Origin of the sequence: Synechococcus sp. RedBA-s (genome assembly GCF_024345495.1) — a bacterium.
Lineage (GTDB): Bacteria > Cyanobacteriota > Cyanobacteriia > PCC-6307 > Cyanobiaceae > Regnicoccus_A.
In genome coordinates this window covers 102,144-112,632 of sequence record NZ_JAGQBF010000004.1, presented here as the reverse complement: position 1 = coordinate 112,632, position 10,489 = coordinate 102,144, and the positions used below count along the sequence as shown (strand labels likewise).

At 62.7% G+C, this 10,489-nt stretch carries 7 protein-coding genes and 2 pseudogenes; 5 read left to right on the top strand and 4 right to left on the bottom strand.

Annotation, left to right across the window (positions count from 1 at the left end):
• Positions 1-314: pseudogene (locus tag KBY67_RS02755) on the top strand (transposase); the annotation flags it as partial.
• A gap of 14 nt (positions 315-328) precedes the next feature.
• Here the strand turns inward: KBY67_RS02755 and KBY67_RS02750 are convergent.
• Positions 329-1,414, bottom strand: a complete 1,086-nt coding sequence (locus KBY67_RS02750) for a helix-turn-helix domain-containing protein (RefSeq protein WP_255108467.1) — start codon at positions 1,412-1,414, stop codon at positions 329-331.
• Positions 1,415-1,857: 443 nt separating this feature from the next.
• Here KBY67_RS02750 and KBY67_RS02745 point away from each other — a divergent pair, with 443 nt between their 5' ends.
• Entirely contained in the window at positions 1,858-5,196 is a 3,339-nt protein-coding gene (locus KBY67_RS02745) for a chemotaxis protein CheB (protein ID WP_255108485.1), read from the top strand.
• Here the strand turns inward: KBY67_RS02745 and KBY67_RS02740 are convergent.
• Both KBY67_RS02740 and KBY67_RS02735 read right to left on the bottom strand, forming a co-directional pair.
• Positions 5,162-6,226 (bottom strand): ABC transporter permease, encoded by a 1,065-nt coding sequence (locus KBY67_RS02740; protein ID WP_255108465.1) that lies wholly within the window; start codon positions 6,224-6,226, stop codon positions 5,162-5,164. The genes KBY67_RS02745 and KBY67_RS02740 overlap by 35 nt on opposite strands.
• Positions 6,226-6,531, bottom strand: coding sequence for a helix-turn-helix transcriptional regulator (locus KBY67_RS02735; RefSeq protein ID WP_185466874.1), 306 nt, complete (start codon positions 6,529-6,531; stop codon positions 6,226-6,228). Before KBY67_RS02735 ends, KBY67_RS02740 begins: the two co-directional genes overlap by 1 nt.
• A 132-nt stretch (positions 6,532-6,663) precedes the next feature.
• Here KBY67_RS02735 and KBY67_RS02730 point away from each other — a divergent pair.
• From KBY67_RS02730 to KBY67_RS02720, 3 genes and pseudogenes are all read left to right on the top strand, one after another.
• Positions 6,664-7,170: pseudogene (locus tag KBY67_RS02730) on the top strand (ferritin family protein); the annotation flags it as partial.
• Between the two features lie 26 nt (positions 7,171-7,196).
• Positions 7,197-8,084, top strand: a complete 888-nt coding sequence (locus KBY67_RS02725) for a fatty acid desaturase (protein WP_255108461.1) — start codon at positions 7,197-7,199, stop codon at positions 8,082-8,084.
• A 50-nt stretch (positions 8,085-8,134) separates the two neighbouring features.
• On the top strand, positions 8,135-8,554 hold the full coding sequence (locus KBY67_RS02720; RefSeq protein ID WP_255108459.1) for a hypothetical protein: 420 nt from the start codon (positions 8,135-8,137) through the stop codon (positions 8,552-8,554).
• Here KBY67_RS02720 and KBY67_RS02715 read toward each other — a convergent pair.
• Positions 8,526-10,442 carry a transketolase C-terminal domain-containing protein gene (locus KBY67_RS02715; protein ID WP_255108457.1) on the bottom strand — a complete coding sequence of 639 codons (1,917 nt, stop codon included), beginning with the start codon at positions 10,440-10,442 and terminating at the stop codon, positions 8,526-8,528. The two genes, KBY67_RS02720 and KBY67_RS02715, sit on opposite strands and share 29 nt — an antisense overlap.
• Between the last annotated feature and the right edge of the window lie 47 nt (positions 10,443-10,489).

The window sequence follows — 10,489 nt, the reverse complement described above, 5'->3', positions numbered from 1 at the left end:
AGGACGACCATCGGTTCCACCGGAGCAACTGCTGCTGGCCTCGCTGCTCAGGCGTTCTATGGGATCCGCTCCGAGAGGCTGCTGCTGGAGCAGCTCCACTCCAACCTGCTGTTCCGCTGGTTTGTGGGCCTCAGCCCCGACGATCCGATCTGGCATCCCACCACATATGGCCTCCGGCCGACTGCGTCTACAGCAAGAACCGTGATCGGCTGCTCAATGACGACGTCATGGGGCTGCTTCTGGAGAAGCTGATGGGAGCTCCCGAGGTCAAACCGCTGCTCAGTGACGACCACTTCTCCGTGGACGGCACGCTGCAGCTGAAGTCTGGCTAGCGGGCACGAGACGACGCGCGGGCCTCACGCAGGAGCTGGGAGGGCCTGATATGAAAGCGCTGTTGAAAATCAACGCTGAACAAGCTCTGGGTTCGGTAACCACAGTCGGAAGAAATACTCGCCACGCTATCCCCGGGTGAAGGATTCTGCAGCTTGCGCCTGGCCACATCAAGCCGTTGATTGCGGATCCACTGCAATGGGGTACAGCCAAGCCGTTCACGGAACGTGTATTGCAGAGCTCGGCGTGAATAATGACTTTGCATCTCTAATTGTGTCAGATTCAGGGGCTCAGCAAGATTCGACTTGATGAAGTCGAGCAGCTCATCGAAGGAGTCACGCCCTGCCTCGATCCTGTGGATCAGACGCTCGAACGAGGATTCCTCCCGCAGCTCCGGGAAGATCATGGCGGCAAGCAGCCGGTAGATCAGGTCATCCAGCTGTAGCCGCTCGAGCAGACTCTGACTCGAGCCAGCTTGCAGCTCGGCCATGGCGATGACCTGCCTCAGCATGGCCTGAAGCGTGGCCAGGCCCGGTTCCCTCGATGGTTCCCAGCCAGGCGTCTCATGCACCGATTTCACCCAGGAATCTGGCGTCTGGCTGAGGCCAGCCATGCCTGTGGCCGTTTTCAGGAGGTGTTGGGTGTCGAGATGAAAGGCCAGACCACTGAACAGACTGGTCTCAATCGAGAGGGGCTTACCAGGAAGAATCAGGCAGGTGTTGGAACAGCAACTCCAATGCTGTGAACCCTGCTGAATCTCCTGTTCTCCTGCGTAGCCCAAAAAAACTGACAAGCCATACTGTTCCGCGACCACAATCTGCACCGGCGGAAGGATCCATGTCCCCAGGACGATGGAGCCAATTCGCGAGGCAATGCCGTAGTGCCACCAGGTCCTGTCAGGATCCATGGCCTTGAGCCGACTGACCGGCAGAACCCTGCGGAAGAGCTCTGCACTGGCATTGATGTCTCCAACCAGCCCTAATCGACGCTTGAAAGGATTGGCCAGGTCAACAGCCTGCTGATGAGCGTCAAACACTTGATGGACATCTGCAGACGCGACAGTGAGAGACACGGACTTTTTCAATGGATGGACTCAGGATCAGTTCAGGCTGATCGTCAGGAGGGCGGACCGGCTGGAGTCGCACAAGGGTGTGGAGTGGGCAGCGACCGACAGCCAAATAACAACACATTCAGGATTAACACATTCAATCACTCTCCTTCGCTCTACCTCTGGCGTCCGACCATGGACTATTGCTTCATTGTAGTCAAGCTGCGTCATGATGCCCCATGGCCCGGAACCTTCCGTCCATCACAGCCAGTACGTTTAAAATTTAGCCATGAATATCGGCTTGGAGATGAGTAGTTTTACTCATAAAAGTCGGAACCTTGCTCGGCGCTGGCTCTCACGGCAAGCCTCGTCTCAGGGGGAGTCAGCACGACTAGCGTTGGCCCAGGTGGACAGAGAGGATCTGATTGGTATACGGATCAAGCGATCAGCTGCCTGAGTCCTTGCCGGCCGAGCCCCAGGTGGAGAGCAGTCCCGTCAACCCAGCTTCGGCAGGCGTCGACTATGTGGTGGGAATCGGTGCCTCGGCCGGGGGGCTTGAGGCCCTGCAGGAATTGAGCAAGAACCTCACGAGCCTGGGCCGTGTCTCCTATGTGGTGGCCCAACACCTTTCTCCTGATCACCCCAGCCTGATTGTCGACCTTCTGGCTCATTCCACCAAGCTGAGGGTTGTGACAGCCGTTGATGGTGAACCGCTCCAAGCCGATGTGATCGCGATCGCACCTCCCAACCATGATGTGGTGGTTGCGGGGCATCAGCTGAAGCTCAGTGAACCAACCCCCGGGTTCGGCCCGAGTCCATGCATTGATCTGTTGTTTGAATCGATTGCCGAGCATTGGGGTGATCACGGCCTGGCCATTGTGCTCTCGGGAACAGGCGCCGATGGGGCGCGGGGCGTGCGCGCGGTTCGAGAGGCCGCCGGCCTGACCATCGCTCAATCACCGCAGAGTGCCAAGTTCGACGCCATGCCCAGTGCCGCCATCAGCCTGGGCTGCGCAGATCTGGTCCTGGAAGCGAACGCCATCGGGCCGAAGATCGGCGAATGGATCACCACCAGTGGTGGCAACTGGGTCAGCGAAGACATACCGGCACCGGCACCTGCTTTGCTCAGCAGTGTGATTACCCAGTTGAAGCATGCCACTGGAATCGATTTTTCCCAGTACAAGGAGTCGACCCTGAATCGGCAACTCCAGCGTCGCATGCTGAGCTTGGAGATCAATACCCTCGACGACTATCTTTCGCTGTTGACCGGTAATGCTGCAGAGGCTCATGCCCTTGTCCAGAACCTGCTGGTCACCGTGACCGCGTTTTTTCGCGACCGTGAGGCCTTCGCGGCCCTTGGCGAGCACTTGCAAGTCTACGTCAAGCAGCACAGCAGCACCGAACCCTTGCGGGTGTGGGTGCCTGGATGTGCAACGGGGGAGGAAGTGTTCTCGATTGCCATGCTGCTCAGCCAAGTTCTGGGGCATCCCGCCCATCTGGCCTCCCACATCAAGATCTTTGGCACCGACCTCGACGAGGTCAGCCTGTCGGTGTGTCGTCGTGGTGTTTATCCGATCTCAGAAGCCAAGGCCATCCCCGATGACCTGCGTGAACGCTTCGTGATCGAGACGGTGACGGAAATCGCGATGACGGAGGAGCTTCGTAGCTGCACCGTCTTCGCCCGTCATGATGTTGGGGCCGACCCACCATTTCCCAGACTGGATCTGGTTTCATGCCGCAACACGCTCATCTATTTCACCACTCCGATGCAGGAGCGTGTGTTGAATCTGTTTCGCTTTGGCCTGGTCCCCGGAGGCCTGCTCTTTCTGGGTTGCTCGGAGGCCCTGGCCAACCGCACACCCGGCTTCAGGGTCGTCGATGCCGAGCAGCGGATTTTCCTGCGAACTGCGGAGGGGATGCTGAAACCACGACAGGCCCTGGCCTTACCAGCGCCACGGGGTCCCATGGCCTACGCCCCTCTGGAAAGGGTGGCTGTCATACGGGAGTCAGTACCGGAGCAGCACGTGGCTCTGCTGGAGTCGCTGATCCGCATGATCAGCCAGCCCTGCCTGGTGCTGGATGAGAACCATGATCTCATCGAGGTGATCGGGAATGTCACCCCATTTTGCCGCCTCCCCCAGGGTCGTGTCAGCTCATCGGCCACTTCATTTCTCCTCCCAGAGCTTCAATCGGAAGCTCGAGCGTTGTTCCTACTGACACGGGCTGATGGCCTGTTGATCACCAGCCAGACCTTACATCTCTCAGGCCATGACAAGTCCTTCCGCATGGAAGTGAAGCCCTTTGATGTCGGTGATCGGAGACTGTGGATTCTCACGTTTCTTGAGGATGATGAGAGCTTAACTGATGCGGCCAGGGCCGATCAAGAGGGCCTTCGTGATCATATTTTTGATCGGGAAATCAAACGGCTTGAGCAGGAGCTGCTGAGCAGTCAGAACACCTTGCGTCGATCCCTCAGCGAACTCGAGCAAGCCAACGAAGAGCTGGAAGCTTCATCGGAAGAGCTCCAGGCTTCATCGGAAGAACTACAATCCTCGAATGAAGAACTGGAGGCCTCGAACGAAGAGTTGCAGGCCACCAATGAGGAACTGGGAACCCTCAACCAACAGCTACGAGCCCGCAGTGATGAACTCGAAAAACTGAACACGGATCTGGAAAACATCCAGAACTCCCTGAGTCAGGGCATGGTCATCGTTGATCGCAATCTCTGCGTCCTCAGGTTCAGCCCCTTGGCCGTCAGGGTGTTCGGACTCGTCCAGGCCGACCATGGCCAGCCACTGCTGGATGTGCCGACAACCCTCTCCCTTCTCGGCCTCCAGGAGGCGCTGATGGCGGTGATCAGGGGAGAGCTGCGTCAGACCATCGAGGCGAGCAGCGAAGAGGTGTCGTATCTGGTCCAGATCCTGCCCTATCGGGAAAAAGATGGCCGGCGTCTGGGTGCCATTATCACGCTCACGGATATCTCTGAACTGGTGGCGCTACGCAGGACAGCCGAGGCCTCACTCCATGAGTTCTCATGCCTCACTGATGCACTCGAGCAGGCCGTCTTGAAATGGGATTCAACCATGCAGCACCTGCTCTATGCCAGCCAGAGGATTCAAGCCATCACAGGATGGAGCGCGGCTGAGCTGTGCGACCAGCCCAAGTTACTGGAGGCTGCCATTCATCCAGACGATCGAGTTCATGTGAGGCTGGCCCGCGACCTCAACCAACCCCGCTGGTCCGTGCGCTACCGCCTGACCACACGCGATGGACGAAGCCTCTGGGTGGCCGAGTCATGCACGGTGGTGAATGACTCCGATGAAGGATTCATCGTTGGCACACTGTTGGATGTCAACGGCATCGAGGTCCTCGAGAACAATTCCAGGAACGCCTCTTTCATCTTCGAAACCGTCTTTGAGGCCCAAAGTCTTGGTGTGGCGGTGCTGGATGACCGCCTGCGCATCATCAGAGCCAACGCCACGTTCTGCCGCACCGCAGGCCACAACCAGGACTCCATCCTTGGGGCGCATGCCGATTGGCTCTCGCGCCAGGACGATCCCCAGTCGCTGAGTGCCCTGGCTGCGGCAGCTCTGGCAGGGTCAGGCAGCACGGGGGTGCGCTCGGCACTGCGGCTGAAGCTGGCCGATGGATCCGATCGCACCTTTGATGCCGAGATTCGCACCACCCAGGATCCCGCCGTCGGGTCTTTGGTCACGGTGATCGTGCCCGTGAGCCCGGCGGAGCAGGAGCCAAGGGCCACGCCTCAAGCCCAGACTCCACCGATCAGCTCAACTGACTGCGGAACCTCGACACGCTGATGCCCATCAGCAGCGGCGCCATCACCAGCAGGGCCAGGGCATGGGGCCAGAGGGCCTCAAGGCCGACACCCTTGAGCAGCAGCCCTCGCAGGATGGCGATGTAGTGGCGCAGGGGATTGAGCAGGGAGAGGACCTGAAAGAAGGCCGGCATGCTCTCGATCGGCGCGATCGCCCCGGAGGTCTGAACCATCGGCAGGGTGATGAAGAAGGCCGTGAGCATTACCTGCTGCTGGGAGCGGCAGACCGTGGCCAGCATGATCCCCACACCGATCCCGACGAACAGATAGAGGCCTGAAAGGGTCAGCAGCAGCAGAGGATTCCCCCGGATCGGCAGGCCGAACACCAGCCGGCCGAGCAGCAATGCCAGCAGCACGTCCCCCATCAGCAGTACGACCAGGGGCAGGATCTTGGCCAGCAGGATCTCCCAGGCGGCAGCCGGGGTCAGCAGCAGCTGCTCGAGCGTGCCGGTGTCCTTCTCGCGCACCAGCGTCACCGCCGACACCAGGGTGGCGATCAAGGTGAGCACCAGGCCGATCACCCCCGGCACGAAGAACCAACTGCTGGTGAGGCCAGGGTTGTAGAGAAAGCTCACCTGAGTGCGCAGGGGCGGCAGGGGCGGCGCCGCCCCCGTCTGCGGACGGAAGCGGCGCAGGATCTGCTGGATGTAGCCGCTGGCGATGCCGGCGCTGTTGGCATCGACCCCATCGATGAACACCTGCACCTGGACGGTGTCGCCGGCGGCCAGACGGGCGCCCTCCAGAGCGGCGCCACTGAGGTCGCTGCCCTCCAGGTCAGCTTCACGCAGGCAGGCATCGCCGAAGCGCGCCTCGCGGAAGCAGCCCGAGCTGAGGTCGCAACCGAAGAAATCGAGCTGAAGACCATCGGCATCGGGCAGGCGCAGGCCGATGAAACGGCGGCGGCCGCTGGCGAGGGCCTGGCGCAGCTCCTCGATCGAAGCGGGCAGCGGCGGTTCCTGCGACCAGGCCGGTGGCTGCGGCTGGGCCGATGGCGGTGTGGTGATCGGGGTCATCAGAAGATGGCCGCCAGATCATCGAGTTGCTGGCGGCGGGCGGCCATCAGTAGCTTTTCGGCCTGGGCCATCAGCCGGAACACCCCCTTGTCGATCACTTCATAGAACACGAGGCTGCCCTCGGGGCGGCGGCGCACCACACCGGCGATCATCAGCAGCTTGAGGTGCTTCGAGACCAGCGCCTGACTGAGGCCGGTCTTCTCCACCACCGCGGTGACATTGAGGGCTCCGGAGCGCAGGGCCTCCAGCACCGTGAGGCGGTTGGGCTCGGAGAACACCTTGAAGTAATCGGCAAGGGCTTCCATGGCGGCGTCAGGACGGAGCAGAGGCTGCAATGAAACTTTAGCGCGTTGTCGCGGCAACGCTAGAATGCAAAGACAGCTTTTCGCAGTATCATGCTGTTGTTATGCATTTCGCTTCAGAGCGCACCTCCGCCGATGACCACCGCGACTGCAGCCCCGGCCACCACCCCGCACCTGCGCGAGGACCTGCTCACGCCGCTTTTCACCACCGAGATCGAGAAGGCGGCCCGCACCGACCTCGACGGCCAGCGGCCGGCCTTTGAGGCGATGCCCAACGAAATGGAAGCCGACTACAACCGCGACCACTTCGATCGCAGGGCGCTGGCGGCCGAGGGCATCACGCTCGATCTTCCCAAGCTCAGCACCAGGCGGCCGATCACCTGGTTCCCGCTCGGCTGGGTTCTCTACAGCGTGTTTCTTTCAGAAAAAATAGGCTACTGGCGTTACATCCTGATCGATCGCCATCTCAAGGCGAGCTCAGATCATAATTTTGCGCCGCTGTTCGATTCCTTCGAGCCCTGGTGCCAGCACGAGAACCGCCACGGCGACATCTTCAACAGGCAGATCCGCCGCTGACCCGGCCTGCGCCAGGGCCTGCGCGGACGGCTGCGTTTCGGCCGGTTGCTGCTCGAGCAGTTCCTGCAACCGATGGTTCCGGCCTCGGCAGGATGAGCGCCACGGCAACGGTGCAACGCATGACGTCAGGCGTTCCTTCCAGGGGTGAGGGCATCCCGGTGCAGCCGGCGGCGCTGCGCCCGCAGTGGTCGATCGTTCTGTTCATGGCGGCGATCCATGCCCTGGCGCTGGTGGCTCTGCTGCCGCGCTTCTGGAGCCCCACCGCCGTGGGCGTACTGCTGGTGCTCTACTGGCTCACCGGCTGTGTGGGCGTGACCCTCGGGTACCACCGCCTCCTGAGCCACAGGGCGTTCCGGGTGCCCGGCTGGCTGGAGGCCGTGATCACCACCTGCGGTGCCCTGAGCTGCCAGCAGGGCCCGATCGACTGGGTGGGACTGCACCGCCATCACCATCTCCATTCCGACGATCCCGCCGATCACCACAACAGCCATCTGGGCTTCTGGTGGAGCCACATGGGCTGGATGCTGCGGGAGGTACCGGCGGCCCGCAGCGTCCACCAGCTCACACCCGACCTGCAGGGCAACCCCTACTACCAGTGGCTGAACCGCCGCTTTCTGCTGCTGCAGCTGCCCTTGGGCCTGCTCCTGTATGGGCTGGGCGAGTGGAGCGGAGCAGGCGGCTGGGCCCTGGTGCTCTGGGGCATCCCCCTGCGGCTGGTGATCGTTTATCACGCCACCTGGCTGGTGAATTCCGCCACCCACCGCTGGGGCTACGTGAGCCACCCGAGCGACGACTGCTCGCGCAACACCTGGTGGGTGGCCCTGCTCACCTTCGGTGAGGGCTGGCACAACAACCACCACGCCCAGCCGAGCAGCGCCCGCATGGGCTGGGCGTGGTGGGAGTTCGATCTCACCTGGTGGCACATCCAGCTGCTGCACCGGCTGGGACTGGCCGAGCGAATCCGTCTGGCCCGGTTCTGAGCGCAGCGACGCCCCTCCCCCCATCGCCTTTCGACCGACAGGACCCACCGATGCCCTCATACCCCACGGCTGCCAACCGGCACGAGTGCGAGCCGGGGTTGAAGTTCCAGGGCATGCCGCAGACGCCCTATGGCCGCAAGTTTTGGTCGCCGGTGATGCTGTTCAACTGCGAGCACTGCACGGCGCTCACGCCGGAGTTCGTGAACACGGCCACGGGGCTGGAGCTGCACCAGTTCCGCTGGCTGGCGGACGGGGAGATCGGCGAACTGCCGCCGGAGTGGAACGTGCTGGTGGGGGTACAGGAGCTGCCATCCGAACCCAGGGTGCTGCACTACACCCTGGGCGGCCCATGGTTCGACGACTGCCGCACCATGCCCGAATCCGGGCGCTGGCTCGAGGCCCGCGCGGCGATGAACCTGCCCCTGCCGATGGAGCAGCCCCTCAGCCCAGCATCCCCTTCACATGGCTGATGATGCCGTCGGGATCGAGGCCTTGGTGGGGGAACTGCTCCCAGAGGCCGCCGCAGCCTTCCCGGTAGGTGCCCAGGTGGCTGTAGCGGGGGGTGAAGCCCCGTTCCAGCAGCCAGGTGCCGTAGCGGCTGCCGAGGCCGGTGCGGCGGTTGAAGGATTCCACCACCAGCACGAAGGGTGAGGCGCCCGCTCTGGCGAGCATTGCCTCATCCACCACATTGAGGGTGGGTTTGTTGATCAGACCCACATCCAGTCCCTCGGCCCGCAGCCGCTCCACCGCATCAAGGGCGCGGTAGAGGCACTCACCGAAGCTCACGACATAGCCGGCGCTGCCCTCCCGCACCAGCTCATCTTTGCCGCTTTCAAAGCTGTAGCCCTCGCCGTGCAGTTCGTTGCCGGCGGCATCAAGAAGATTGGGCACCTTCGAGCGGGTGGAGAAGATGAAGCGCAGGCCGGGATCAGCGAACACGGCCTTCACGCAGGCCTTCATCTGGGCCGCATCGGCCGGAAAATAGAGGCGGGTGCTGTTCTCCTCCTCGAGGCCGTTGTCGGCGAAGCAGTTGTTGAGGCCAAAGTGGCAGGTGTTGTCCGCCATGTCGTCGATGCCGGCATGGGAGAAGTGACTCAGCACATTCGCCCCGTTCAGCCGCGCCATGGTGACCTCGGAGATGATCATCTCCAGGAAGGCGCTGAAGGTGGCGAAGATCCCCTGGCGGCCGGCCTCCATGCCGAAGCCAGCCGCCGCCGAGAAGTTGGCCCGCTCCATGATGCCGCCGCTCACGAAGATCTCCGGATGGGCCTTGCGGATCTGGGCCAGGCCGCAGGAGCCCTCCAGGTCGCTGTCCACCACCAGCACGCTCTGCTTGCGGTTCTCGGGCGTCATCGCGCCGAGGATCTCCACCACCGCATCACCGAAGACGTTGCGGTTGGCCTCCAGCTTCTGGCCTGAGCCCAGGAAGGTGGCTGGATTGGTGGGTTTGACGATGCCCTTGAGGTAGCTGGCGGCCGCGTCCTGGCCGCGCTGCTCCAGGTAGCTGATGGCCAGATCCACCGGGATCACATCGTGGCCATGGGTGCTGCCCTCCAGCCCCTGGATTCCCACCGCCATCGGCCGCTTGTTGATCACCGCCACCGGGCCGTCGCTGGCCACCGCGCGACAGAGGCGGCCATGCAGATCATCGAGATCCTCGCCGTCGCCGCACAAGATGGCCAGACCATGGCCGCCGAGGGTGCGCTCCAGGTCGTAGCCGGGCTGGTACTGCGAGGGATGACCGGCAATGGTCACGTCGTTGTCGTCGATCACCAGCTTCACGTTCAGCCCATGGGCCACCGCGAAGCGGGCCGCCTCGGCGTCGTCACCCTCCTGCTGGGCACCATCGGAGCCGAGGCAGAACATGGTTTTGCCGGGATGGGCCAGGGCGACACCGTTCACGAACGGCCAGAGGTGGCCCAGCCGGCCGGAGCTGAACTGCACGCCCGGGGTGAGGCCCAGCTCCGGATGGCCCGGCAGCCTGGAGTGGGCGGCGCGGTACTGAAGCAGCGCCTCGGCCGGCAGCTCGCCCCGCAGCACACTGATCAGGTACTGGGTGGCCACCCGGTGGCCGGCCTCATCGAAGAACACCGGCAGGAAGCGATCGGGTGCGCCGCGGAAGAAGGCATCGAGGATCATCACCTCGGGCACAGTGTCGTAGGGCCCGCCGCTGTGACCACCCACGCCCCGGGCCGCACCGGTGGCCGTGAAGAAAATGATCGCGTCGCGGCAGAGCTGGATGTTGGCGTTCAGCGCCTCCCGCTGGCTGGCACTCAGGCTGGGCTGATCCGGATCGAGGGCAAGCGGCTGGAAGGCATCCAGATCGATCGGGAATGAGTTGGTGATGGTGGCGGTCATGGCAGCGCTCAGGGAGTGGGCGCATTCCAGCACTTCTGGGCGGGCTG